Genomic DNA, 23,921 nt, shown 5'->3' on the forward strand with positions numbered 1-23,921 from the left:
GGATGCTGCTGACCGTGCTGTTGGTATTCCAAATGTCTCCGCGATACAAGAAACCGTATCGTTGTTACCGCCGGTCCGGACCGGCGGTGACTCGGCCTCTTGTCATTTTCCGGCTTTTCATTCATTGCTTTGCCTTCCGCAACCATCAATCCCGCCCCTCCTTTCCCATGCCTCATCTCCTTCTGCTGGACATCGGCAACACGAACACCAAGATCGGCGTGGTGCGTGACGACGCGATTCTTGGGACCTACAGCCTGCCCACCAATCGGGATTCCACGGCGGACGCCTGGGGGTTGCGGATTGTGCAGATCCTTGGTCTGCACGGGTTGCGTCCGGGCGACGTGTCGGGTTGGGTGGTCTGCTCCGTGGTGCCGCCGGTGGGCGAACTGATCCGGGCCGCCGGGGAGCGGTTCTGCGGCTGTCCGGTGTTTTTCGTGCCCGAAGACCTGCCCCTGCCTTTGGAGAACCGCTATGCGCGGCCTTACGAGGTGGGCGCCGACCGATTGGTGGCCGGGTACGCGGCCCGTTCGCTTTTTTCCAGCCGTTCGTTGATCGTGGTGGACTTCGGCACGGCCACGACCTTTGACTGCATTCAGGATAACGCCTATTTAGGCGGATTGATCTGTCCCGGCTTGTATTCCTCGGCCGCGGCCCTGGCTTCGAAAACCGCCAAGCTGCCGACCATCGCCCTGGACGGGGCCGAACCCGGTCCCCGTATTGGCCGGAGCACGGCGGAAAGTCTCCGTCACGGGATGATCTTCGGGTTCGCGGCCATGGTGGAGGGGCTGTGCGTCCGCTTGAAGGCCCAGTTGGCCCCGCCCGTGGAGGTGGTGGTCACCGGCGGGCCGGCCAAGACGCTGGTGGAGGTTTGTTCCGGGATTGATCACCATCAACCGGATTTGTTGATGCGAGGCTTGGTGAAGACCTCTTTGGATAATGCACACATGTTACGAAAAGGAGTACTTGTATGAGCAGCACCATTGTCGGCGTTTGGGCCAGAGAAATTCTTGATTCCCGCGGTAATCCCACGGTGGAGGTGGAGGTCTCCCTGGAGTCCGGCGCCACGGGGCGTTCGGCCGTACCTTCCGGAGCCTCCACCGGAACCCGTGAAGCCCTGGAGATGCGCGACAACGACCCGCGCCGCTACGCCGGCAAGGGCGTGATGACCGCGGTGGAGCATGTCCGCGAGGAGATCGCGGACTCAGTGATCGGTCTGGATGCCTTGAGCCAGCTCCGGGTGGACCAGGCACTGTTGGACCTGGACGGCACGGAGAACAAGTCCAGGTTGGGGGCCAATGCGCTGCTGGGCGTGTCCATGGCCACGGCCCGGGCCGCGGCCAATTATCTGGGCCTGCCATTGTTTCAGTACCTGGGCGGAGTGAACGCCAAAATTCTGCCGGTGCCGATGATGAACATCCTGAACGGCGGGGCCCACGCGCCCAACAACCTGGACATCCAGGAATTCATGATCCTGCCCCTGGGGGCCGCGTCCTTTTCCGAAGCCTTGCGCATGGGCGCGGAAACCTTTCACGCCCTGAAGAGCATCCTTACCAAAGACAAGCACATCACCTCGGTGGGCGACGAGGGCGGTTTTGCGCCGAATCTCAAGAGCCACAAGGAGGCCTTCCAGTACATCATGCGGGCCATTGATGCGGCCGGGTACCAGCCGGGCATTGAAATCGCCCTGGCCATCGACGCCGCGGCCTCGGAATTTTACAAGGACGGCAAGTACGTGCTCAGCGGCGAGAACCTGCAATTGTCCTCGGAAGAATTGATCGACTACTATAGTCAGTTTACCCAGGAATTCCCGCTGATCTCCATTGAAGACGGCCATGCCGAGGGCGACTGGGACGGCTGGCGGAAGATGACCCTGGCCTTCGAGGACCGGATTCAGATCGTGGGCGACGACATCTTCGTGACCAATCCGGACATCCTGGCCGAGGGCATCCAGGAAGGCATCGCCAACGCCATCCTGGTCAAGTTGAACCAGATCGGCACGGTCACCGAAACCCTGGACACCATTGAACTGGCCAAGTCCGCTTCCTACGGCACGGTCATTTCCCACCGCTCCGGAGAGACCGAGGACGCCTTCATTGCTGATTTGGCCGTGGGCCTAAACTCCGGTCAGATCAAGACCGGCTCCCTGTGCCGCTCCGACCGGCTGGCCAAGTACAATCAGTTGCTGCGTATCGAAGAGGTGCTGGAAGAGCAGGGCGCGTATTTCGGCCCGAGCATGATCGCCCAGTGGCTGGACGATGAAACGGATGAGGACGACGCGTGAGCGCGGTGCTGCTGGACGGCAAGCGCACGGCCGCGGCCATGCGCGAGGAACTGAGGCGGGAAGTGGCCGATTTGGCCGCTTCCCGCGGTTTGCCACCGGGCTTGGCCGTGATTCTGGTGGGCGAGGACCCGGCCTCCCAGGTGTATGTGCGCAACAAAGAGCGGGCCTGCGTCGAGGTGGGGATTGTTTCCCGGAGTCTGCGCCTGCCGGGGGACGTGACGCAGGATCACCTGGAAGGCCTGATTCGCGATCTGAACGCGGATCGGTCCATCCACGGCATCCTGCTGCAACTGCCGTTGCCGCGAGGGTTGGAAGCCCAGCGCTGCCTGGAACTGATTGATCCGAAGAAGGATGTGGATGGGTTTCATCCCGAGAACATGGGGCGGCTGACCTTGGGCCTGCCGGGGCTGCGACCCTGCACGCCCGCCGGGGTTCTGGAACTTTTGGTCCGGTACGACCTGAGCGTGGCCGGGAAAAAGGCCGTGGTCGTGGGCCGCAGCAACATCGTGGGCAAGCCGTTGGCCCTGTTGCTGGCGCAGCCCACTGCCCAGGGCAACGCCACGGTGACCTTGTGCCATTCCCGTACACCGGATTTGGCCGGGGAAATGCGGCGGGCGGACTTCCTGTTCCTGGCCGTGGGCCGTCCCCGATTCGCCACCGCGGACATGGTTGCCCCAGGGGCCGTGGTGGTGGACGTGGGCATCAACCGCACGGACCAGGGCTTGGTCGGCGATGCTGATTTCGACGCCTTGCGCGACCGGGTCGCCGCGATCACCCCGGTTCCCGGCGGAATCGGCCCGATGACCATCGTCCAACTGCTGCGTAACACGGTCCAGACGTACGCTGAAAACTGAGTTTCGGCTCCGCAAGCCGCTTCTGCTTACCCCTTTAGTTGGACGAATTTGGCCTCCGACACAGCGGTGGGCATGCTGTTGCGGTATCCGGAATACCCCTGGCTTTGGCGGCGGGTGCGGAGCAGATCGTCCTTGAGCAGCTTGTGCAGTCGTCTGGCCTCGGCGCTGACTTGGCTGTGTACGGCCTGCAACTGTTCCATCTTGTTCAGGAAAATGTCCTGGGATATCCGTCCCCGACCGTGCCAAGCCATGTCCAGGAGTCGGCCCCGGTCGTTGGCCAGGGCCTCGGCCTGTTCCACGTTGCCTTCGGTGAGCATGTTCAGCTCAAGTCGCCCGAGATCCAGGGCCTCGTCCAGATAGGATTCGACTTCGGCGGTGTGCATTCATCCCTCCCGAATGGACTTGCGGACGTCTTCCCGGAGTTGGGCCACGATGCTTTTCCAGCGTTCCACCAGCGGATGAAATTCGTATTCCAGCAGGTCGGAAAGCAAAATCCAGTCCTCGTTTTCCTGAACTTCCAGCATTTCCGTGAACAGTTCGGAAAGGTCGTTCACCGCGTCCTCGAATTGCGGGTTGGCCGAAAGGGCGAACTCGTCGCGCAATGCGCCGATCATTCCCAGAAAATCGCGGGTCACGTCCAGAAGATCCTGGTACATTTCCAAGGCTTCGGCGTCGTCGGCCCGGCGGAACAGGTCGGCGATCTGCTTGGAGCCTTCGCTCATCAGACGGATGACCTTGTACAGCTCCCGGGCGATGTTCACGCCCATTTCCGGGACGCCCATGGTCTTGATCTCGACCTTCTGAATGTCCCGACAATCCACGTCTTCGGCCTGATGGGGGTAGATCTCCGAGAATGCCTCGTCGTTGACGAGCACGTCGGTGACGATCCGATTGTCCAGGTGTTTCATGCTCATCAGCCCGATGAGCAGTTCGTCCAGATTGGTAAAATTGGTGATGTTGAAATCAGATTTTTGACCGTCGATAATGATCATCGCAAGAACCTCCTGAAGGTGGGTAGGGATTTCCCACTCCAATTCAAGATTCGTGCCGAGAATTAATGACGGTCAAAGGCGTCCTTCCAGGCCAAAGCCAGGTTCAGGTAGCGGTGCGTGAGGTGAAGAACCCCGGCGATGTCCCGGCCTTGGTCTTGGGACTCCGTCAACCACAGTCGGCCCAGGACCGGAAAGAACGGGTCCGCTTGCCAATGGGCCTGGAGACGTTCCCAATAGGCCATGAATTTTTGCTTGATCCTGGGCAGGGGGGATATGGCCAGAACCTGGGCCTGGCTTTCCAGAATGCGCAGCAAGGCGATCGACTGTTCCAGAGAGGTCAGGATTTGCGACCGGGTCTCGGCCGGCAGGGAAGGAAGGTGGTCGGGGGGACGGATGTCGGACCGTTGGTCAAGAAATTGACGATAATAGTGCCGTTGGACGCGGATCCATTGGGTGCGCAGGTCTGTTTCCTGGCCGGTGAGTGCCGACAAATCCAGAAATCCGTGAGCGTCCCGGCAGGTTTTCCAGGCCCGGACGGAATGCAGGTCCGGGCTCCCAGAGGGCTGTTCGCGGGCCGCTTGGGGCAGGAGATGGGCGCGGATAAGCTCGAAAACCTGTCCCGGCGTGATGGCTTGGCGGCATTCTTCCCGGCGACCGCAGGCCGTGCCGAAGGCGCAGGGATGACAGGCCAGGTTCGGTTCAAGGCAGAGGCTGTTTTCCCGGTACGGCCCGGTGTCCCAGGGTTGGGCCGTCGCCAGGAAAATGGCGGCCACGGGGCGGCCGAGACCGGCGGCCAGGTGCATGGTGCCGGTGTCGTTGGTCACCAGCAGATCGGCGTGGCAGAGGACAGCGGCCAACTCCGGCAAGGAGGTCCGGCCGATCAGGTCGATGAACGGGGCTGAGGCCTTGGCCGCGTAACCGTCCACGAGACGACGCTCCGATGCCGTGCCCAGGAGTACCGGGCAGAGCCCGAACCGCTCCCAAAGCAGGCCGCCGAGCTGGGCAAAATATTCCTCCGGCCACTGCCTGCGTGGCTCGCTGGTCCCGAGTTGCAGGGCCACGTAGCCCCGGCGGGAGGAAGCGGCGGTGGTCGGAGCGGCTTCCAGCATCGCTTGGACGTGATCCAAGGCTTCCTGGTCTGGCTTGGCCAGCTCCAGGTCGCGGCCGGATACCGGTAAATCCGCCGCGCGCAGCATCAGGTCCACCAGGTTGAACGGACTGCATCCCCGATTCATGGTGGAAGTCTGCAAAAAAGCGGCCCAGGCGTTGCCGTAATATCCAAAGCCCTGCTCATCCAGGCCAAAACCGGAAACCGGGCCGGTGGTCAGGACCCGGGCCAGCAGGCGGGCGCTTTGGATCGGGGTCAGGTTCAGCAGCGGCGAGGTGGAATGATCTCGGACAATGGCGTGTTTCCAGGCGGCGAGGCGTTCCAGGGCTGCGGGCCAGCTGCGGTCCAGGTCAGCCAGCAGACCGGCCCCGGGCAGGGCGAAGACCTCTTCCGCGTCCGGCAGAAACCTCGTCGCCCCGGCAAAGTTGTCCAGACAGATGAGGGCCGTTGAATGCCCCTGGTCCCGCAATCCAGCGATGACCGGCTGCGTCTGCAGCAGGTCGCCGAAGCGGGTCAAATTCATGACCAGGGTGCGCATGGTTGGATTGAGAGACCGGTGCGGACGGATTCCTTGTCGTCCATGAGCGTCCCTCCGAACGGCGAAAGGTTAGCCGGGCAGATTCGGTTTGGCGTAGAGTTCGCCTCCAAAGGCGTCGTTGACCACCAGCAAGGGAAAGTCCCGGACCTCCAGTTCCCGGACAGCCTCCGGGCCGAGGTCTTCGAAGGCGATGATCTTGGAAGACTCAATACGTTGGGAGAGCAGGGCCCCGGCTCCGCCGGTGGCCCCGAAGTAGACGGCGTTGTGGCGGACCAGGGCGTCCTTGACGTCCTGGCTGCGCTTGCCCTTGCCGATGGTCGCCTTGACTCCGAGGCTGTGCAGTCGGGGCGTGTAACTGTCCATGCGGTAGCTGGTGGTGGGGCCGGCGGAGCCGATGGGCCGACCTTCCGGGGCCGGGGACGGGCCGACGTAGTAGATGACCGCACCCTTGAGGGGAAAGGGCAGTTCCGAGCCGCTTTCCAGGGCCTGGATGATCTTTTTGTGCGCCGCGTCCCGGGCCGTGTAGATGATGCCGGAGAGCAGCACCCGGTCCCCGACCTTGAGTTGAATCACGTCCTCGTCGCGCAGAGGGGCCTGCAATCGATATTCCTTGCTCACAGCTCCACCTCCTCGTGGCGTGCGGAATGGCATTGAACGTTCACGGCCAGGGGCAGGCTGGCGATATGGCAGGGGGCCATGCTGATGCGCACCCCCAGGCAGGTGGTGTCGCCGCCCAGGCCCATGGGGCCGATGCCCAGGGTGTTGATCTCTTCCAGCAGTTCCTGTTCCATCCGGGCGATTTCCGGGTCCGGATGGGGCTGGTCCAGCGGGCGGAGCAGGGCTTGCTTGGCCAGCTTGGGGGCCAGCTCGAAGGAACCGCCGATGCCGATGCCGAGCATGGTCGGCGGGCAGGGGTTGGGACCGGCCTCGGCCACCCGGCCCAGGACGAAGTCCTTGATGCCTTTCCAGCCCTGGGCCGGAGAGAGCATGGTCACCCGGGACATGTTCTCGCTGCCTCCGCCCTTGGCCATGAAGGATATTTTCAAGCCGTCCCCTTCCACGAGGTCCACGTGAATCACGGCGGGGGTATTGTCGCCGGTGTTCTTGCGGGTCAGGGGATGGCACATGGATTTGCGCAGCAGACCGTCCTGGTAGCCACGGACCATGCCCTGGGTAATGGCCTCGCGCAGGTTCGCGCCTTCCACCCGGCACTGTTCGCCCAGTTCCACGAAAAAGACGGCCATGCCCGTGTCCTGGCAAAGCGGCAGGCCGCTTTCCCTGGCCAAGGCCGCGTTTTCCTCAAGCTGCCCGAGGATTTCCCGCCCCGAGGGGGAGCTTTCATTTTCCTTGGCGCGGCTGATGGCGGCCAGGACGTCCGGAGGCAGGACGCGGTTGGCCCGGACCACCATTTCCGCGACCCGGTCCGCGATATCGGATGATGTGACGGTACGCACGGCTGTCTCCTTATTTCCTTTTCCACGGCAACAGATTCATGATGCCGGCCCACCCCATTTTCCAGCGCAGCATGCCCAGCTGATCCTGCAAGGGCAGATGCTTGGGGCAGACGTCCTCGCAGGCCAGAAGGCCCATGCAGCCGAAGATGCCCTGGTCGTTGCCCACGATGTCGAAGTAGTCCTGTTCCGTGCGCTTGTCCCGCGGGTCGAGAACAAAGCGGGCCAGGCGGTTCAGCCCGGCGGCGCCCAGAAAATCGGGACGCATGATCGCTGTGCCGCAGGCGGCCACGCAGCAGCCGCACTCGATGCAGCGTTCCAGTTCGTAGATTTCCTCGGCCACGGCGTTGTCCATGCGTTCTTCCAAGGCCTTGGGGTCGAAGTCCTTGTCCGTGTGCACCCAGGAGCGGACTCGTTGGGCCATGTTCCGAAACCAAGTCCCCGTATCCACGGAGAGATCGCCCACCAGGGTGAAAAAGGGCAGGGGCATCAAGGTGATGGCGTCCGGAAGGTCCTTGGTCTTGGTATGACAGGCCAGACCCGGACGACCGTTGACAACCATGGCGCAGGCTCCGCAGATCCCGGCCCGGCAACAGAAATCGAATTGTAAGCCGGGGTCTTGTTCCTCGCGGATTCTGTTCAGGGCGATGAACAGGGTCATGTGGTTGGTCTCGTCCAGGACAAAGGTGTCCGTATGCGGCACGGAGATCGGGTCCTGGGGATTATAGCGAAAAATGGAAAAGGTCAGGTTCCTGGCCATGCGGTTCCTCGTTTTGCGTGATGAGAGTATGGATGCGGCCTTGGGCGTTGTTGAAAAGTGATTTCCAGCCTATTCCTTGGTCTCCGCCGGGATGATCTTGCCGCCGCCGTAGCCGCGTTCGCCCGGGGGGATGGACCAGACTTGGGAGACCGGTTCGTAGTTCAGGGTCGGCAGGGGAGCGCCGGGTTGCCAGGTGGCCAGGGTGCGCACCAGCCAGTCGCGGTCGTTGCGTTCCGGGTAGTCTTCCCGGGCATGGCTGCCCCGGCTTTCCGTGCGTTGCAGGGCTCCCTGGGCCACGCACAGGGCCAGGCGGACCATACCCGGCAAGCGCAGGGCCAGAGCCAGTTCCGGGTTCGCGCCCCGACCGTTGGAGCGCAGACCGATTTTATTGGCCCGTTCATGGACTTCCTGGAGCGTTTGGACGCAGGCTTCCAGGTCCTTGGCGTTGCGGAAGATGCCCGCGCCGTGCATCAGGGCGTCGTACATGGCGTTGCGCACGGTGAAGACGTTTTCCTTGCCGTCGGCCTTGGAAATCAGACGCTTGGTCCGGTCTTGCTGCTGGGCGGCGAAGTCCCGGATCAAGCCGGTGGGATAGGAAACCTGGTGGTTTCGGAGGTATTCCACGACCTTCGCGCCGACGATCATTCCGGCGACCACGGTTTCGGCCAGGGAGTTGCCGCCCAGGCGATTGAATCCGTGCATGTCCCAACAGGCCGCCTCTCCGGCGGAGAACAGGCCTTTCAGGCCGTAGGCCAAGCCGTCCTTGTCCGTGCGCACTCCCCCCATGCTGTAGTGCTGGGTGGGGCGGACCGGGATCAGGTTTACGGCAGGATCGATGCCCAGGAAATTCTTGCAGATTTCGTCCACTTCCCGCAGCTTGGTGGCCAGATGGTGGCAGCCCAGGTGACGGATATCCAGCCAGAGGTGGTCGCCGTACGGGCTGGGGACGCCCAGACCCTGGCGCATGTGGTGGGTCATCCAGCGGGAGACCACGTCCCGTGAGGCCAGTTCGGCCTTGTCCGGTTCGTAGTCGGGCATGAAGCGGTGTTCATTCTTGTCCAGCAAGGTCCCGCCGTCGCCGCGGCAGCCTTCGGTGACCAGGATGTCCGTGGGCACGATGCCCGTGGGATGGAACTGGACCGCCTCCATGTTGCCCAGGGGGACGACTCCGGTGTCCAGGGCGATGATCAGGCCGCCGCCGTCGTTGATCACGGCATTGGTGGATTCCCGGTAGATCCGGCCGAAACCGCCGGTGGCGATGAGGGTGACCCGGGCCAGATAGACGCGCAACTCGCCGGTTTTCAGGCACCGGACCACCGCGCCCAGACAGTTTTCTCCGTCGTGGATCAGGCTGAGGGCCTCGATCTTGTCATGGACCGCAACGCCCAACTGCACGGCCCGGTTGTCCATGGTGTAGAGTACGGTGTGGCCCGTGCCGTCGGAGGTGTAGCAGGTTCGCCATTTGGCCGTGCCGCCGAAGGCCCGGGCCGTGATCAGCCCTTCCTTCTCCTGCTTTTCTTCCTTCTCGAACAGCTTGCCACCCTTGAAATAGGTGGACTTGCCCGGCACGACCCGGTTCCAGGGTACGCCCCAGGCCGCCAACTGGCGCATGGCAATGGGCGCGTTGTCGCAGAACAGCCGGGCCACCTCCTGATCGCAGCCCCAGTCCGAACCTTTGACCGTGTCCTCGAAATGCACGTCCGGAGAATCCCCCTCGCCCATGGCGCAGTTGCCCAGGGCTGCCTGCATGCCCCCCTGCGCAGCGGAAGAGTGGGAGCGGCGGGCCGGGACAAGGCTCAGACAGGTGACGTCGAATCCGGCGGCGGCGGCCTCGATGGCCACGCGCTCTCCGGCGAGTCCGGCGCCGATGCACAGAAGGTCGGTTTGGAAGGTCTGCATGTGGTCTATCCTTATCTTATGCTTGAAATAACTGTGAACCGTGAACCCGCATCCCCGCTATATCGCGAGAAAGTAAAACCGGAGCAGGGCCATCAGGCCGATGAAGATGAATCCGGCGGTGACGATGTACTCGATGCGCTGCATTTTCGGTCGATCAGCCCGGCCCACGAATCCCCACTTTACGGCGATCCGGTACAAGCCCACGCCTACGTGCAGTTCCACCAGGGGCAGCAAAACGAGATAGAAGCCCATCCAGAAACCGTCCTGAATCCGGGCCGCGCTTTTCTCCGCGGTGATGGGCAGGTCCGTGAGCACCACCCACATGTGGATCGCCCCCATGATCAGAATAATCATGGCCGTGACCACCTGCGCGAGCCAGAGCCAGGTGTCCTTGTGGGCCAGCATCCGGGAGTGCTTCCAGATTTTGGATTGCTGTTCGGCCCGGAAAGGAATCTTGCGGGCCGCCAGCACGAAGTGCAGCAGGAAGATCAAGCCGATCAACGGGCCGCCCACTTGGGCCATGTAGGTGGCCTCGAAAAAATGGGCGATGGCGTTCATCACTCCCGGACCGATGATCACGCTGGCCACCAGTATCATGTGCGCCCACATGAACAGGATCAGGCCGGCGCCGGTGAGCATCTGCAGCCAGTCGAGACAGGCCGAAGCGCGGGAGGGGCTGGGGACGTAGACGGCGGTATCGATGGAAGTGGACATGGAACGTCGTCCTTTGGCAAAATGGGGTGTACGGGGTCGGGCCGTGACAAAACCCTGATTGATAGAGAGTATTGAGGACAATTGTCAACGCATGGAAAAAATGATCAGCCCTTTTGCTTGCGTTGGGCGAAATCCCGCATTTTTTTGGCCTGCTCCAGGTCGGGGTTAAGGATCATGGCCTTGGAAGCGGCTTGCTCGGCCTTATCCCATTGGGCCCGGTCGACATAGACGCGGCCCAGGTTGAAATAAAGCCGTTCGTCGTCCGTGGACAGCTTCAGGGCCTGCAGAAAACACTGTTCCGCCTCCTCGAACTTGCCCAGCTTGCGCAGGCCCATGCCGATGCGGTTCAGCAGATGGACGGATTCCGGGTTGTTCCGCAAGGATTCGAGCAGGTAGGTGAAGGCTTGGTCGAACTGGCCGGCCTCGAGGAACAGTTCGCCGATGTCCACCCGGAGCTCCTGATCGTCGTGGAAATACTTGAGCATCTTGTCGAAGAACTGGCCCGCGGGATCGTACTGGCCTTCCAGGATCAACTGTTGGCCCTTGGCTAGTCCTTCCTGCTTGCGGCGTTCCCGTTCGGCCAGCATGTCTCTGGCGTCCTGGACCGCGCTTTCCTGCAGCTCGCCCAGCAATTCCCGGAGCATACTCTGGAGTTCGGCTTCCTCACCGGGTGTGTATTTGAGCAGGATCGGGTAGATTTTGCGCAGATTGGCGTCACCGTTGAGCTGATAGACGGCTTTCTCCAGGGAACGCTCAAAGTCCGCCTTTTCGCTTTTCATCAAAGGCGTACGGATGATCTGGCCCAGGGCGTCGTGCAGCGCCAGGACCGCGGGCAGGACTTTTTGTTGCTTAAGCAGGGTGCCGATGCCCGCCAGCGAGGCCCGGGCCTTGATCAGTTCCTTGGACATGGGAGCCCTCCTAACGTTTGCCGACCACGTCGTCCAACATGGAGATGAAGCGGTCGAAGAACGAGCGACAGTCGTGGGGGCCGGGACCGGCTTCGGGGTGGTGCTGGACGGCCATCAGCGGCTTGGTCTTGTGCCGGAAGCCTTCCAGGGTGTTGTCATTGAGATTGATGTGGGTGGGTTCGTAAAAATCGGCCTGCCCGAAGTCTACGCAAAAACCGTGGTTTTGGGAGGAAATCTCCACCCGGCCCGTGGCCAGTTCCTTGACCGGATGGTTCAGGCCGTGGTGGCCGAACTTCAGTTTGAAGGTGGTCCCGCCCAGGGCCAGTCCCATGATCTGCTGACCCAGACAGATTCCGGCCATGGGCAGTTTGTCCGTGAGCGTTCTCGCGGTCTGGACCGCCTCGGTCACCGCCGCCGGGTCGCCCGGTCCGTTGCCCAGAAACACCGCGTCCGGCTTCAGGGCCAGGACCTGATCCGCCGTGAAGGTGGACGGGACCATCAGCAGGTCCAATCCCTTTTCCTGGAGAATGCGCAGGATGCTCCACTTGATGCCGAAATCGAAGACCACCACCCGGTATGCCCGGCCAGTTCGCCCGCCAGCACCTCGGTCGGGCCAGGAAAAGCCCTGGTCGATGTTCACCGGCTGCGGCCCTTGGCCGTCCCAGACGTACGGGCCGGGAACATTGACCCGCTGGACCAGGTTCGCTCCCTCCATGGAAGGCAGAGCCCGGGCCTGTTCCACCAGCTCCTGGACCGGGACGTTCCGGGTGGAGATGATGCCGCGCTGGGCTCCATGAATGCGTAGATGCCGGGTCAGAGCCCGGGTGTCGATGCCTTCCAGGCCGACCACCCCGGCGTCGCGCAGATAGTCCGGCAGGGACTGGGTGGCCCGCCAGTTGGAGGGTTGCTTGCAGCACTCCTTGACGATCATCGCCTCCACCTGGACCCGGTCGGACTCCACGTCTTCGGGGTTGACCCCGTAGTTGCCCATCAGCGGATAGGTCATGCAGACCATCTGGCCGATGTACGAGGGGTCGGTGAGCACTTCCTGATATCCGGTCATGCCGGTGTTGAAAATCACCTCGCCGCCGGCTTCGCCTTCGCCGGTAAAGGAGCGTCCGGCGAACCAGGCGCCGTCTTCAAGGGCCAATATTGCGCGCATGTCGTGCCTCATGTGGGTTTGTCGTGATGATGGCCGAAATTCAGGCCAATCCTTGCTCCCGGAGCAGCGTGCAAACGCTGGGGACGTCCTCGGGCCGGTCCACGCCGTGGGTGCGGTGCTCCGTGCGCAGAACGCGGATGGGAATGCCTGCTTCAAGAAGCCGTAGTTGTTCCAGTTTTTCAATCTGTTCCAGCTTGCCCGGACCCAGGTCGACAAAGGCGCGCAGGGTGCGCATCCGGAAGGCGTACAGTCCGATATGGCCCAGAAATTCGCCGGTTCCTTCCCTGGGGTAAGGGATCAGGGCGCGGGAGAAGTAGAGGGCTTGGCCCTGGGCGTCGGTGACGACCTTGACCACGTCGGGACTCCGGGCCTCTTCGGGAGAAAGCGGTCTGGCCAATGTGCTCACCTGGACGGCTGGGTCGTCAAAGGGGCTGAGCAGCAATGTCAACAGTTCCGGGCACAGGGCCGGTTCGTCGCCCTGGATGTTGACCACCACGTCGTCCGTGTCGACCCCCAGTCGTTCAGCGGCTTCCAGAGTCCGGTCAGTGCCGCTGGGGTGGTCGTCGCGGGTCATGGTCGCCGGAATGTCCAGCTCCCCGGCCACGTCCAGAATGCGTTGGTCGTCCGTGGCCAGGGTCACGCCGCACAGTTCCGGACAGGCCCGGGCTCGCTGGTACACGTGCCAGATCATGGGCTTGCCCAGAATGTCGGTCAGCGGCTTGCCCGGAAAACGAGTGGAAGCGAAGCGGGCCGGGATGATTCCGTGGCACCGTGGTCTATCGCGGCAAACAGCGTTCATGCCGGGGAGGGGAGTATCCTGTGATGCACCGTGGGGGCGGTGATGAAGCTTTGCCCATCGATTTCGCCGACGGCCGCCTGGACGTCCTGGGCCTGGGCCTTGTGGGTGACGATGACCACCGGAACGCTGCGTCCCGTCGGTGACCCCTTCTGGACCACCTGGGCAATGCTGATGTTGCGTTGCCCGAGCATCCCGGCGATGCTGGCCAGCACGCCGGGGCGATCCTGGACGGAAAAGCGGAAATAGTGCCGGGAGCGAACCAGTTCGGGGGGCAGAATGCGGGCCGGGGGCAGGGTGGCGTTCTGGAAGCCCGTATTGTCCGGGGCCCGGCCGTTGCGAACCAGGCTCATGATGTCCGCGAGCACGGCGCTGCCCGTGGGCAGGTCTCCGGCGCCCTGGCCGTAGAGCATGATCGGCCCCACCGCGTCGCCGTCCAGGAGGATGGCGTTGAACGGGCCGTCCACCTTGCCCAGGATGGCCTCCCGCCGGACCAGGGCCGTGAACACCCCGGCGTCCAGCAGGCCGTCGGACTCCCGGACCTGGGCGATGAGCTTGATCCGATAGCCGAACTCCTCGGCAAAGGCGATGTCCTGTGGGTCCACGTGGGTGATGCCCGTGACCGGCAGGCTGCCCAGGGGATAGTCCTGACCATGGGCCAGCCGGATCAGCAGAATCAGCTTGTGGGCCGCGTCCAGGCCTTCGATGTCCAGGGTGGGGTCGGCCTCGGCATAGCCCTTGACCTGGGCCTGGCGCAGGGCGGTCTGGAAGTCCAGCCCCCGGGAGGTCATTTCCGAGAGGATGAAGTTGGCCGTGCCGTTGAGTATGCCGGTGAGCACCTTGATCCGATTGCCGGCCAGCCCTTCCTTGAGGGTCTGGACAATGGGAATACCCCCGGCGATGCTCGCTTCGTAACCCAGGCCCACCCCATGTTCCGCGGCCAGGGCGAAAAGTTCGTTGCTCCGTTTGGCCAGCAAGGCCTTGTTGGCCGTGACCACGTGCCGACCCGAGCGTAGGGATTTCGTGATCAGTTCGTAGGCGGTGTCCTGGCCGCCCATCAACTCCACGATGATGTCCAGTTCCGGATCGTCGAGCAAATCCTGGATGTCGGCGGTCAGCCGGATGGGCATGTCCTCTGGAACGTCACGGACTTTGGACGGATCGCGGACCAAAGCGGTTTTGATCGTCACGCGTCGGCCCAGCCGTCGCTCGATCCAATCCGCGTTGGAGGCCAGGATCTTGGCCAGCCCCGTGCCCACGGTGCCCAGTCCGGCCAGTCCCAGGCGGATCAGCTCTCCGGACATGATTCCCCCGAAATGACTTTGCGCAATCCGCGGATTGCCTGATTGATGCGGTGGCGGTTCTCCACCAGGGCGAAGCGGACGTGGTCGTCGCCGTAGTTTCCGAAACCAAGCCCCGGAGACACGGCCACCTTGCCTTCCCGCAGGAGCAGCTTGGAGAACTCCACCGAACCCATGCTTCGGAATTCTTCGGGAATCTGGGCCCAGACGAACATCGTGCCCTTGGGCGAGGGAACGTCCCAGCCGATGCGGTGCAGGCCTTCGATCAGTGCATCCCGGCGATCCTTGTAGGTCTCCACGATTTCCTGGACGCAGTCCTGAGGGCCGTTCAGGGCGATGATCGCCGCGATCTGAACGGGCTGGAACATGCCGTAGTCCAGATAGCTCTTGATCCGGGTCAGGGCCTGAACCATGTCCCGGTTGCCCGCGCAAAATCCGACCCGCCAGCCGGCCATGGAGTAGCTCTTGGACAAGGAGAAGAACTCTACGCCCACGTCCTTGGCGCCCTTGGCCTGCAAAAAGCTGGGGGCCTGATAGCCGTCAAAGGTCAGGTCGGCGTAGGCCAGATCGTGGATCACGTACATTTTGTGTTCCTTGGCGAAATCCACGATCTTTTCGAAAAAGGCCAGGTCCACGCACTGGGTGGTGGGATTGTGCGGATAGGAGATGATCAGCACCTTGGGCTGGGGCCAGGTCTGGCGGGTGGCCACCATCAGATCTTCGAAAAAGTCCCGGTCCCGACCAATGGGGATGCGTCGGACATCCGCGCCGGCGATGATCGCCGAGTAGGGATGGATGGGATATGTCGGGTCCTGGGCAAAGACCACGTCGCCGGGGCTGAGCATGACCATGGCCAGGTGGGCCAAGCCTTCCTTGGCGCCCAGGGTGACCACGGACTCCTGGTCCGGGTTCAGCTCCACCCCGAACCGCCGCCAGTACCAGTCGCAGATGGCCAGGCGCAACTTGGGAATACCCTTGGAAGCGGAGTAGCGATGGTTCGTGGCCTTGTGCGCGGCTTCGCACAGCTTGTCCACGATGTGCTTGGGCGTGGCCAGGTCCGGATTGCCCATGCCGAGATCAATGATGTCCTCCCCTTGATGACGCATCCGGGCCTTGAGTTCGTTGACCACGGCGAAAACATAGGGGGGCAGTCTGTGTACGCGAGGAAATTGTTCCATGAAGGGCCTGCCGTTAAGGTAAGATGTCCAGGAAAAACCGGTCGTGGAATGTATCCGGGGGGCGTGGTTCTGTCAAAGGCGGGCGCACTATCCGAACTGTAGGGGCGGACGCACAGGTCCGCTCCTACTTGACCCGGTCCGAAGATTTGGATAGGAGACTGTCCTCTTTGGGGAGAGGTGGCCGAGGCGGACGAAGGCGCTCGCCTGCTAAGCGAGTATAGGGGCTAAAACTTCTATCGAGGGTTCGAATCCCTCCCTCTCCGCCAAAAAAAAATGCCTTTCCGCTTTTTTTCCCCTCTTTTCCTTCGCTTTTCCTCCGTTTATTCGCTTGATCTCCTTTTGTTTCTCTGCCTCCACTGATTAGATTTCTGGTAATTACTCAGTACATTTTGTGTCCGCTCTTGCTCCGGCAATCGGTATCGGGGTCGGAATCGAAACAGGAAGAATTAAGAAGCATCCCAGCGTTTTCGATCCCGATCCCGATTCCGACCCCGGCAGCAGAATCACTCTGTGCTGAGTAGTTACGATTTCTGTTCGATTCCGGACGGCTTTGCCGCTCCAGGCCTACGACTTCGCGAACCGCACCCGGAAGAACGCGGCGTAGAGCACCGGGCAGAGCACCAGGGTGAACAGGGAGGAGAAGGCCAGGCCGAAGATCAGGACGTTGGCCATGGGCCGCCACATGTCGCCGCCCAGCACGGCCAGGGGGACCAGGCCCATGATCGTGGTGACCGCGGTGAGGAAGATGGCCCGCAGCCGTTCCAGCACCGCGTTGACCACCAGTTCCTGTTCCGGCTTGCCCTCGGCCCGTTCGATGTCCATCCGGTCCAGGATCAGGATGGCGTTGTTCACGATGATCCCCACCAGGCTGATCATGCCCAGCATGGCCATGAACCCGAAGGGCTCCCGGGTCAGCAGCAGGCCGACGCTGATTCCGACCATCATCGGCGGGATGGTCAGCAGGATGATCAGAAAGCGGCGGATGGAGTTGAACTGCACGATGAGCACCAGGGCCAGCAGGCCCATGGCCAGAGGCACCCCGGCCATGACCGAGGCGTTGGCCTCGGTGCTTTCCTCCACCTCTCCGCCGTACTCCACGAAATAGTGATCCGGCCATTCCGGCCCCTGGACGATCCGGTCTATCCGGGCCTGGACCTCGGTCAGGACGTCCTCGGCGTAGCGCCCGGAGATCTCCACCTTTACGGTCATGGTCCGGGTCTGGTCCCTGCGACGGATGTCGCTGGGCTGCCAGGTCAGCCTGGTGGAGGCCAGTTGGAGCAGAGGCACGCTTTGGCCGTCTTCAAAGGCATAGACGTTGAGCCCCTCGATGTTGCCCAGATCCTCTCGAAAGCTCTCCTGGGCCCGCAGGACCACGGGCACAAGGTTGTCGCCTTCCCGGAACTGGGTGGCCGTGAGGCCGGAGATCTGGGTTTGCAGGGACAAGGCGATGTCCTGGGTGCTCAGCCCGGCGCGTTTGGCCTGCTCCTGGTTCACGTCCACGACCATTTTCTTGGTCCATTCGCCCCAGTCGTCGTAGATGGCACTGATGCCCTCGATGGGAGCGATGGCCTGGCTGATTGCGTCCCGTAGCCGGTACAGGGCGCCAATATCCGGGCCGGAGACGCGGATCTGGATCGGCGCGCCCACGGGCGGGCCCAGTTCCAGGCGACGCACCGTATGCCGGGCGTCTGGAAAGTGATCGTCCAGATAAACCCTGGTGGACCGGATCAGCGGACCGACGTCCTCCAGAGTTTTGGTGTTCACGATGACGAAGGCGTAGTTGGGATTGGGGTGTTCCGGGTTCACGGCGAGGTCCCAACGCGGGCCGCCGTCGCCGATGAACGCGCCCAGGGAGGCCACGCCGGGTTGATCGATCAAGTGGGCTTCCAGATCGGCCAACCGGTCCGCGGTGGAGCGGATATCCGTGCCAAAGGGCTGCCAGAAGTCGATGGTGAACATTTCCCGGTCATTGGGCGGGAAGAAGATGGCCGGCACCAGGCTGAAGGCCGCGGTCCCGCCGATGGTCAGCAGCAGGGCGAAGGTCAGAAAGAGCGTCCGCCGTCGCAGACAGAACAGCAGCAGAGCCCGGAATCCCCGATACCAGAACCCGGAAAAAGGCTGGCCACCGTTTTGGCGCTCCCTTTGGCGTGGTTTCTGGAAATAGTAACTGAGCAGGGGGACCATGGTCAGGGAGAATATCCAGGACAGCAGCAGGGTCAGGCTGACCACGATGAACAGAGACGTGGTGTATTCGCCGGTCTCGGACTTGGCCATGGGGATGGGCATGAAGGCGAAGATCGTGGTCAGGGAGGAGGTCAGCAGGGGAAACCAGAGCTCGCGCACCGACCGGACGGCCGCGTTGAGGCGGTCTTCGCCCCGGTTCAAACGGACCAGAATGTTTTCGCTGACCACCACGCCGTTGGCCACCAGCAGACCCAGGGCGATGATGAACGAGGCGATGGACACCCGTTGCAGGTCCACGCCGAACACGGGCATCAGGGCGATGCAGGTCAGGATGGACATAGGGATGATCAGCCCGGCCACGATGCCGGTGCGCAGTCCCGTGAATACGAACATGGCCCCGACCACGAAGACGAAGGCCAAAAACAGGTTGACCATGAAGTCGTCAATGGCCGTGCGGACGAAATCCGGCTGGAAAAGCAGGATATCCAGATCCAGGCCCATGGGCAGGTTGGCCCGCAGCTCGGTCAGTCGTTCCTGGACCCTATCCCCCAGATCCGTGATCTTGCCGCCCTGGGCCATGCTCACGGCCACGATCAGGGTGCGCTGGCCGTTGAACCGGGCCATGGGATCGGGCGGGTCCACGTAGTCCCGGGTGATGGTGGCGAAATCCCGCAGGGAAATGTTGTCGGCTCGCCCTGGTAAGCGAAAGGTGACCTGGGCCAGGTCGTCCAGGGAGGTGAATTCGCCGGTGGGCTCGATGACGATCCGTTCCGTGCCCACCAGGGCCACGCCGCTGGGCTGAATGGCGTTCTGGGCGCGGAGCAGGTGGAGCACATGGGCCGGGCTGAAGCCGAACTCGGCCAGCCGGGCATTGGAAAACTCCACGAAGATGCGCTCTTCCTGGACCCCGTGCAGCGATACCTTGCCCACGTCCTCCAGGCGCAGAAGCTGATCCCGGATATGGTCCGCGGCGTCCTTCATCTCCCGGTAGGTGTAGCCGTCTCCGGTCAGGGCGATGAGAATACCGAACACATCGCCGAACTCGTCGTTGACCATGGACGGCAGAACGCCGTCAGGCAGGTCCGGGGCCGCGTCGGCCACCTTGTTGCGCAGGTTCTGCCAGATCGGGCCCAGATCCTTGAACCGCTGCTGGATGTTCACCTCAATGATGGACAGGCCGGACATGGACTGGGAGGTGATATAATCCACCTCCGCGATTTCCCGGATGCGCTCCTCCAGCTTGTCCGTGACCAGTTCTTCCACGCGCTGAGGCGATGCGCCGGGAAAGGGGGTGATCACCAGGGCGACGCGCACGGTGAATTCGGGGTCTTCCAGGCGAGGGATGCTCAGGTAGGTGCTCAGCCCGAGAAAGGCCAGGAGGGCGAAGACGACCAGGGAAGTCCGGTTGTTTTGGATGCACCAGGCGGCGATGTTCATGAGGGGGGAAGGCTGAAGGGTGAAGGTTGAAGTCAGAGGTCAGGAGGCGTTTTGGGGGAGGCGGACTTTTTGGCCTTGTTCCAGGCGGTGGACGCCGCGGATGACGATGATTTCGCCGCCGAGCAGGCCGTCCAGGATTTGCAGCCCCCCGGGGAGCAGGCGGCCCGCGATGACGGGTTGGCGGTGGACGGTGCCGGAGTTGGTGCCGGAGTTGGTGTCGGATTCGGGATCCACCAGCCAGACGGCCTGTTCCCCGGAGGGCAGGCCGAAGACGGCTTCCACGGGAACCAGGGTGAAAGGCCGGGAGTTTGCGTGGGAAAAGGTGAACCGGGCCATGCCGATCATGCCGGGACGGACTTGCGGCGCGGGCTCGGCCAGACGCAGCTTGACCGGAAAGGTGCTCACCGGTCCTGGAGTGATCCCGACCTCGCTGACCGTGGCATCGTAGGGTTGGTTCGGAAGCACGTCGAAGATCACCTGGGCCGGTTCGCCTGGTTGAACCTGGTGGATCAGTTGATCCGGCAGGCCGACTTCGAACTCCAGATCGTCGTCGGTGCTGAGGACGACGATGGGCTGTCCGGAGGAAACGGTCTGATGGTTCTCCACCGGCACTTCGGAGATGGTCCCGGCCATGGGCGCGGTCAACCTGGTGTAGGAGAACTGTTGGCGGACCAGTTCCAGACTTTTGCCCATCGCGGCCAGTTGGGCCTGAGCCGTCTCAAATTCGGCCCGGACCTGATCCAGTTCGCTTTTGCTGACGCTGTCCGCTTCGAACAATGTCTGAAATCGTTCGTAATCCGCCTTGGCCCGTGTGAAGGCCGCCCGGGCCTGGACGGTCTGGGCTTCCAGTTCCATGACCTTCAGCTCAAAATCCGTGGGGTCCAGCCGGGCGATCAGCTCCCCGGCGCGGATCCGCTGGCCTATCTGGACGGGCAGTTCCCGCAGCACGCCGGAGACCTGAAAGCTGAGCGCCATGTCCCGGGAGGCGCGGGCCATGCCGGAAAAGCTTCGTACGACTTGGCTCTGTGGTGGCTCCACGACCATGGTCTTCACCGGCCGCGGTCCCGGCGCGTAAAGTGGCTCGGGTTCGGCGCAACCGGTAAAAAGAAGCAGGACGCAAAGAAAGATTGTTGGACGGAGAAAAAGCAAGAATGGATCTCCTGATAGATGGTCAAAGCGAGTGATCTGGTCGCGGACGCTTTCGCAGCCGCTTGGAAACATCATAGGCCAGCCACAGGGCCAAGACAACCAGGATGATCTTGCCGGTAAGCTGGAATCTAGTCACCTCGTGGACGGCGTAGGCTTCCATGAGCAGGGCCGGGATTTTACCCAGGGTGGAGGCAGTGGCGAAAAGGAGCAGAGATGTTTTGCCCACCGCAGCGCCCAGGGTCGAGACAACGGCCGGGGCAAAGGGCAGCAGGCGGAGCAGGAAGATGAGCTGAAAGGCTTCCCGGCCTTGGGCGTTGATCAGGGCCTTGGCTCTGGGGTAGCGGTTCAGGGCCGTCTGGGCCGAGGACCGAAATCCGGCCCGGTAGAGCAGGAAGGCCGTGACCGCGCCCAGGGACTCGCCCAGAAACGAGACAAAGGCGCCCGTCCAGAAGCCGAACAGGACGATGTTCGCCGCGGTGATGAAGAATGTGGGAAAGACGCCGCTGATGGTGGCCAGGACGTTCAGGCCGATGCTGACCAGCGCGGCGTACATGCCGTAATGGCGCAACAGCTCGACGAGGGATTCGGTCATGACGCGGTTTCGGCCTCAGAGGGCGACCGGTCCCGGTTCGTCGCGACGGCGAGGTATTTCTTGCGCACCAGTCGCCAGACCACCACGAAAAAAGCGGTCAGCGGGATGGCCAGGATCATGCCCAGGATGCCGCCCAGGGCCTTGCCCCAGAAAAAAATGGCGATGATGATCATCAGCGGGTGCAGCCCGGTGCCCCGGGCCATGATCCGTGGGGTGAGCAGATAGCTTTCCAGGAGTTGGACCGCGACGAAGATAGCCAGCACCAGGGCCAGGAGGAACAGTCCGCCGTCCTGTTGCAGGTAGGCCAGGGGCAGAACCGTGAGCAGGCCCAGGAGGCTGCCCAGGTAGGGAATGATGTTCAGCAGGCCGATGACGATGCCCAGCAGGGTCCCGAATTTCAGGCCGGCCAGGGTAAAGCCGACGGCCATGAGCACGCCCATGATCAGCCCGATCAGGATCTGGCCCCGAAAAAAGGCGACCATGATCCGGGCGAACTCGCCGGTCAGAAACGTGATGTCCTCCCGCAGCCAGGGCGGGATGAAGGAGAGTTGTTCGTCCAGAGCGCGCAACGGGTCCTTGTCCGTGAGCAGGAAGAAGAACAGATAGACCGGGATGATCGCCGTTCCGGCGACAAGGGTGAAGGTGCGGCCCAGGAATTCTCCCAGGGTGTTCAGGGCCGGCAGGGAGGTCTGGATGATCTTTTGCAGGTGTTCAGTCCAGGATTGCAGGTGTTCGCGGAGGACTTCCGGATTCAGGGACTCCTCGGCCCAGGTCGCGGCGTCTGGGAACAGGCGGGCGATCAAACGGGACAGCTGTTCGGCGAGGACCGGAAGGTGTTCGATCAGGGAACGAACCTGGGAGAGGATTTCCGGCAGGATCAAGGCCCCCAGCAGAGCCAAGGTCAGCAGGACGATGCCGTAGAGCAGGAGAATGGCCGTGATGCGTCCGAGATGCAGGATGCGCTGGAACCAGTGGACCAGCGGCTTGAGCAGCAGGGCCAGGATCCCGGCCGCGGCCAGGGGCCAGAGCACGTCGGAAAAGTAGACCACCAGGCCTTGGAGCAGCAGGAAGACGCCGAAGAAGAACGCGCCGATCAGGTTCAGCGCCAGGACCACCAGGGCCACGCTGATCAAGCGGCGTTGCAGGGGCGTCAAAAAGTCGGAAATATCGGAACGGGACATGGCTGAAGTGGGGCCGAACCAACAAAAAAGGCCGCTGAGCAAAGCGGCCTTTTTTGCTATATGTTGCGTGAATTTAGTCGAGTTCCTGGACGTTCGAGGCTTGCAGGCCCTTGTCGCCGTCGACGATCTCGAAGGAAACCCTGGCTCCCTCCCGCAGCGTCTTGAACCCGCCGCCCTCAATGGCCGAGAAATGAACGAAAACGTCCTTGCCGTCTTCCTGACCATCCGGAGTGATGAAACCGTAGCCTTTCTGCTTGCTGAACCACTTTACTACACCTTCCATAAAAAAAAGACCTCCTTAAAGAAATACAGAGAGTTGGCCTTAGGGCTGGCCTGAGCGGCGCGATGCACGCTCTTTCTTTGGTTGGCGGATACTCTCGTTTGTCCGAGGGGTCAAGTGAAAGATGGAACGTTGCTCAAAGCACGGAAAAAGCAAGCATCATGAACAGCGCCATCAGAACCAGCCCGACGCAGACTCCCAGGCCGGCGAGCAGGGTCAGTCGGAATAGGTCGTTCAGCTTTTGGTCCGTCCAGGTTTGGCCTTCCGGCCCGAGCCAGGGCTTGACCTTGGCTTGGCCGAAGTAGCGGGTCGGGCCGCCCATTCCGGCCCGGAGGGTCAGGGCCGCGGCGGCCATGGGCCAGCCCGCGTTGGGGCTTTCGGTCTGGCCCGCGGCGTGGCGTAGTTCGGGTAGGCGAACGGCGGGGTGGCCCAGCAGACGGGCCGCTATCGTCAAGGCCAGGGCGGTCAACCGGGCCGGGAGAAAGGCCAGGAGGTCGTCGGTCCGGGCCGCGGCCCAGCCCAGTTCCCGCCAGCGCGGCGTCTTGTACCCCCACATGGAATCCATGGTGCTCACGGTCTTGTAGGCCCACAGTCCGGCGGGGCCGAGGCAGACCAGGTAGAAAAACGGGGCCGTGAAGGCGTCGTTGAGGTTTTCACTGATGGTTTCGGCCAGGGCCCGGCGGATGCCGTTTTCGTCCAGTTGATCCACGTCCCGGCTGACCAGCCCGGAAAGGGCCGCTCTGGCGGCTTCGATATCCTGCTCGTGGAGCAATCGGGCGACCCGGCGTCCTTCCTGGAGCAGTCCGCCCAGGGCCAGCCCGGCGAAGCTGAAATACAGGGCCGACAACCAGCCGAGAATGGGCAGGGAGGCGATCAGTTGGATCGCGAGTCCCACGCCCAAGGCCAAGCCCAGAACGCAAAGCAGTCCAGCCAGGCGCGGAGGGAGCGGAGAGAACCGGGCCAGGCGCTCCAGGCGGTCCAGCAGCCATCCGACGAGCCGTACCGGATGCGGCCAGTTCGGCGGATCCTTGAGCCAGAGATCCAGGGCTGCGGCCAGCAGAGGAATGGTCAACCAGAGCATTTATGCTTTATGAGGGCACTGAATCGGTATCGAAATCGAAATCGTGATCGAAATCGGACGTTATGTGGCGTAATC

Annotated in this window: 22 protein-coding genes and 1 tRNA gene; 4 read left to right on the plus strand and 19 right to left on the minus strand. The window is 62.6% G+C overall.

The genetic code is table 11. From position 1 onward, the window contains the following. Positions 1–167: 167 nt before the first annotated feature. Genes DESLA_RS0103085 through folD form a run of 3 tightly spaced genes read left to right on the plus strand, consistent with a single transcriptional unit; the run spans position 168 to position 3,135 of the window. Entirely contained in the window at positions 168–971 is an 804-nt protein-coding gene (locus tag DESLA_RS0103085; protein WP_028571349.1) for a type III pantothenate kinase, read from the plus strand. After that, on the plus strand, positions 968–2,281 hold the full coding sequence (gene eno / locus DESLA_RS0103090; protein ID WP_028571350.1) for a phosphopyruvate hydratase: 1,314 nt from the start codon (positions 968–970) through the stop codon (positions 2,279–2,281). Before DESLA_RS0103085 ends, eno begins: the two co-directional genes overlap by 4 nt. Positions 2,282–2,286: 5 nt before the next feature. After that, the gene (folD, locus tag DESLA_RS0103095) at positions 2,287–3,135 is read left to right on the plus strand and encodes a bifunctional methylenetetrahydrofolate dehydrogenase/methenyltetrahydrofolate cyclohydrolase FolD (protein WP_035262304.1); all 849 of its coding nucleotides are present in this window, start codon (positions 2,287–2,289) and stop codon (positions 3,133–3,135) included. 26 nt (positions 3,136–3,161) lie between these two features. Here folD and DESLA_RS18385 read toward each other — a convergent pair whose 3' ends face one another. The 13 genes from DESLA_RS18385 to DESLA_RS0103160 form a co-directional block, all read right to left on the minus strand. Continuing rightward, positions 3,162–3,518: a hypothetical protein gene (locus DESLA_RS18385; RefSeq protein ID WP_051434328.1), complete on the minus strand. Its 357-nt coding sequence runs from the start codon at positions 3,516–3,518 to the stop codon at positions 3,162–3,164. Next, a complete protein-coding gene (locus DESLA_RS0103105) occupies positions 3,519–4,127 on the minus strand; it encodes a DUF8043 domain-containing protein (protein WP_028571352.1) in 609 nt (202 codons plus the stop codon). A gap of 62 nt (positions 4,128–4,189) precedes the next feature. After that, entirely contained in the window at positions 4,190–5,773 is a 1,584-nt protein-coding gene (locus DESLA_RS0103110; protein WP_028571353.1) for a glycosyltransferase family 9 protein, read from the minus strand. A 69-nt stretch (positions 5,774–5,842) separates the two neighbouring features. Then, positions 5,843–6,424, minus strand: a complete 582-nt coding sequence (locus DESLA_RS0103115) for a Fe-S-containing hydro-lyase (protein WP_051434329.1) — start codon at positions 6,422–6,424, stop codon at positions 5,843–5,845. After that, positions 6,388–7,227: a fumarate hydratase gene (locus tag DESLA_RS0103120; protein WP_028571355.1), complete on the minus strand. Its 840-nt coding sequence runs from the start codon at positions 7,225–7,227 to the stop codon at positions 6,388–6,390. The genes DESLA_RS0103115 and DESLA_RS0103120 overlap by 37 nt, the downstream gene beginning before the upstream one ends. Positions 7,228–7,237: 10 nt before the next feature. Further along, complete coding sequence (locus DESLA_RS0103125) at positions 7,238–7,984, minus strand: fumarate reductase iron-sulfur subunit (RefSeq protein ID WP_028571356.1); 747 nt, start codon at positions 7,982–7,984, stop codon at positions 7,238–7,240. Between the two features lie 69 nt (positions 7,985–8,053). Next, complete coding sequence (locus DESLA_RS0103130; RefSeq protein WP_028571357.1) at positions 8,054–9,883, minus strand: fumarate reductase flavoprotein subunit; 1,830 nt, start codon at positions 9,881–9,883, stop codon at positions 8,054–8,056. 57 nt (positions 9,884–9,940) lie between these two features. Then, the gene (locus DESLA_RS0103135) at positions 9,941–10,597 is read right to left on the minus strand and encodes a succinate dehydrogenase/fumarate reductase transmembrane subunit (protein ID WP_028571358.1); all 657 of its coding nucleotides are present in this window, start codon (positions 10,595–10,597) and stop codon (positions 9,941–9,943) included. A 104-nt stretch (positions 10,598–10,701) separates the two neighbouring features. Beyond that, on the minus strand, positions 10,702–11,505 hold the full coding sequence (locus tag DESLA_RS0103140; protein ID WP_028571359.1) for a tetratricopeptide repeat protein: 804 nt from the start codon (positions 11,503–11,505) through the stop codon (positions 10,702–10,704). 10 nt (positions 11,506–11,515) lie between these two features. Then, on the minus strand, positions 11,516–12,667 hold the full coding sequence (gene carA / locus DESLA_RS0103145; protein WP_028571360.1) for a glutamine-hydrolyzing carbamoyl-phosphate synthase small subunit: 1,152 nt from the start codon (positions 12,665–12,667) through the stop codon (positions 11,516–11,518). A 40-nt stretch (positions 12,668–12,707) separates the two neighbouring features. Next, complete coding sequence (kdsB, locus tag DESLA_RS0103150; RefSeq protein ID WP_028571361.1) at positions 12,708–13,466, minus strand: 3-deoxy-manno-octulosonate cytidylyltransferase; 759 nt, start codon at positions 13,464–13,466, stop codon at positions 12,708–12,710. Beyond that, a complete protein-coding gene (locus DESLA_RS0103155) occupies positions 13,463–14,767 on the minus strand; it encodes a homoserine dehydrogenase (protein ID WP_028571362.1) in 1,305 nt (434 codons plus the stop codon). The genes kdsB and DESLA_RS0103155 overlap by 4 nt, the downstream gene beginning before the upstream one ends. Continuing rightward, a complete protein-coding gene (locus DESLA_RS0103160; RefSeq protein ID WP_028571363.1) occupies positions 14,752–15,942 on the minus strand; it encodes an aminotransferase class I/II-fold pyridoxal phosphate-dependent enzyme in 1,191 nt (396 codons plus the stop codon). The genes DESLA_RS0103155 and DESLA_RS0103160 overlap by 16 nt, the downstream gene beginning before the upstream one ends. Before the next feature lie 171 nt (positions 15,943–16,113). Here DESLA_RS0103160 and DESLA_RS0103165 point away from each other — a divergent pair. Beyond that, positions 16,114–16,208: transfer RNA gene (locus DESLA_RS0103165), tRNA-Ser, on the plus strand. A gap of 298 nt (positions 16,209–16,506) precedes the next feature. Here the strand turns inward: DESLA_RS0103165 and DESLA_RS0103170 are convergent. From DESLA_RS0103170 to cbiB, 6 genes are all read right to left on the minus strand, one after another. Next, the gene (locus DESLA_RS0103170) at positions 16,507–19,563 is read right to left on the minus strand and encodes an efflux RND transporter permease subunit (RefSeq protein WP_028571364.1); all 3,057 of its coding nucleotides are present in this window, start codon (positions 19,561–19,563) and stop codon (positions 16,507–16,509) included. A 39-nt stretch (positions 19,564–19,602) separates the two neighbouring features. Continuing rightward, positions 19,603–20,712 (minus strand): efflux RND transporter periplasmic adaptor subunit, encoded by a 1,110-nt coding sequence (locus DESLA_RS18390; protein WP_035261292.1) that lies wholly within the window; start codon positions 20,710–20,712, stop codon positions 19,603–19,605. Positions 20,713–20,734: 22 nt separating this feature from the next. Beyond that, the gene (locus DESLA_RS0103180) at positions 20,735–21,304 is read right to left on the minus strand and encodes a TVP38/TMEM64 family protein (protein WP_028571365.1); all 570 of its coding nucleotides are present in this window, start codon (positions 21,302–21,304) and stop codon (positions 20,735–20,737) included. Beyond that, positions 21,301–22,485: an AI-2E family transporter gene (locus DESLA_RS18395; RefSeq protein ID WP_051434330.1), complete on the minus strand. Its 1,185-nt coding sequence runs from the start codon at positions 22,483–22,485 to the stop codon at positions 21,301–21,303. Before DESLA_RS18395 ends, DESLA_RS0103180 begins: the two co-directional genes overlap by 4 nt. Before the next feature lie 73 nt (positions 22,486–22,558). Beyond that, positions 22,559–22,768, minus strand: a complete 210-nt coding sequence (locus tag DESLA_RS0103190) for a cold-shock protein (protein ID WP_028571366.1) — start codon at positions 22,766–22,768, stop codon at positions 22,559–22,561. 133 nt (positions 22,769–22,901) lie between these two features. Next, a complete protein-coding gene (cbiB, locus tag DESLA_RS0103195) occupies positions 22,902–23,846 on the minus strand; it encodes an adenosylcobinamide-phosphate synthase CbiB (RefSeq protein WP_028571367.1) in 945 nt (314 codons plus the stop codon). Positions 23,847–23,921: the final 75 nt, after the last annotated feature.

The sequence above is a fragment of the Desulfonatronum lacustre DSM 10312 genome, assembly GCF_000519265.1.
Classification (GTDB): Bacteria; Desulfobacterota; Desulfovibrionia; order Desulfovibrionales; family Desulfonatronaceae; genus Desulfonatronum; species Desulfonatronum lacustre.

Bases quoted from the DNA above. Each gene is read 5' to 3' on its own strand.
- DESLA_RS0103130 (WP_028571357.1), bottom strand. From the start codon at position 9,883: ATGCAGACCTTCCAAACCGACCTTCTGTGCATCGGCGCCGGACTCGCC.
- DESLA_RS0103190 (WP_028571366.1), bottom strand. From the start codon at position 22,768: ATGGAAGGTGTAGTAAAGTGGTTCAGCAAGCAGAAAGGCTACGGTTTC.
- DESLA_RS18385 (WP_051434328.1), bottom strand. From the start codon at position 3,518: ATGCACACCGCCGAAGTCGAATCCTATCTGGACGAGGCCCTGGATCTC.
- kdsB (WP_028571361.1), bottom strand. From the start codon at position 13,466: ATGAACGCTGTTTGCCGCGATAGACCACGGTGCCACGGAATCATCCCG.
- cbiB (WP_028571367.1), bottom strand. From the start codon at position 23,846: ATGCTCTGGTTGACCATTCCTCTGCTGGCCGCAGCCCTGGATCTCTGG.
- DESLA_RS0103135 (WP_028571358.1), bottom strand. From the start codon at position 10,597: ATGTCCACTTCCATCGATACCGCCGTCTACGTCCCCAGCCCCTCCCGC.
- DESLA_RS0103180 (WP_028571365.1), bottom strand. From the start codon at position 21,304: ATGACCGAATCCCTCGTCGAGCTGTTGCGCCATTACGGCATGTACGCC.
- DESLA_RS0103140 (WP_028571359.1), bottom strand. From the start codon at position 11,505: ATGTCCAAGGAACTGATCAAGGCCCGGGCCTCGCTGGCGGGCATCGGC.
- DESLA_RS18395 (WP_051434330.1), bottom strand. From the start codon at position 22,485: ATGTCCCGTTCCGATATTTCCGACTTTTTGACGCCCCTGCAACGCCGC.
- DESLA_RS0103110 (WP_028571353.1), bottom strand. From the start codon at position 5,773: ATGCGCACCCTGGTCATGAATTTGACCCGCTTCGGCGACCTGCTGCAG.
- carA (WP_028571360.1), bottom strand. From the start codon at position 12,667: ATGCGCGCAATATTGGCCCTTGAAGACGGCGCCTGGTTCGCCGGACGC.
- DESLA_RS0103160 (WP_028571363.1), bottom strand. From the start codon at position 15,942: ATGGAACAATTTCCTCGCGTACACAGACTGCCCCCCTATGTTTTCGCC.
- DESLA_RS0103085 (WP_028571349.1), top strand. From the start codon at position 168: ATGCCTCATCTCCTTCTGCTGGACATCGGCAACACGAACACCAAGATC.
- DESLA_RS0103170 (WP_028571364.1), bottom strand. From the start codon at position 19,563: ATGAACATCGCCGCCTGGTGCATCCAAAACAACCGGACTTCCCTGGTC.
- DESLA_RS0103125 (WP_028571356.1), bottom strand. From the start codon at position 7,984: ATGGCCAGGAACCTGACCTTTTCCATTTTTCGCTATAATCCCCAGGAC.
- DESLA_RS0103115 (WP_051434329.1), bottom strand. From the start codon at position 6,424: ATGCCATTCCGCACGCCACGAGGAGGTGGAGCTGTGAGCAAGGAATAT.
- DESLA_RS0103155 (WP_028571362.1), bottom strand. From the start codon at position 14,767: ATGTCCGGAGAGCTGATCCGCCTGGGACTGGCCGGACTGGGCACCGTG.
- DESLA_RS0103105 (WP_028571352.1), bottom strand. From the start codon at position 4,127: ATGATCATTATCGACGGTCAAAAATCTGATTTCAACATCACCAATTTT.
- eno (WP_028571350.1), top strand. From the start codon at position 968: ATGAGCAGCACCATTGTCGGCGTTTGGGCCAGAGAAATTCTTGATTCC.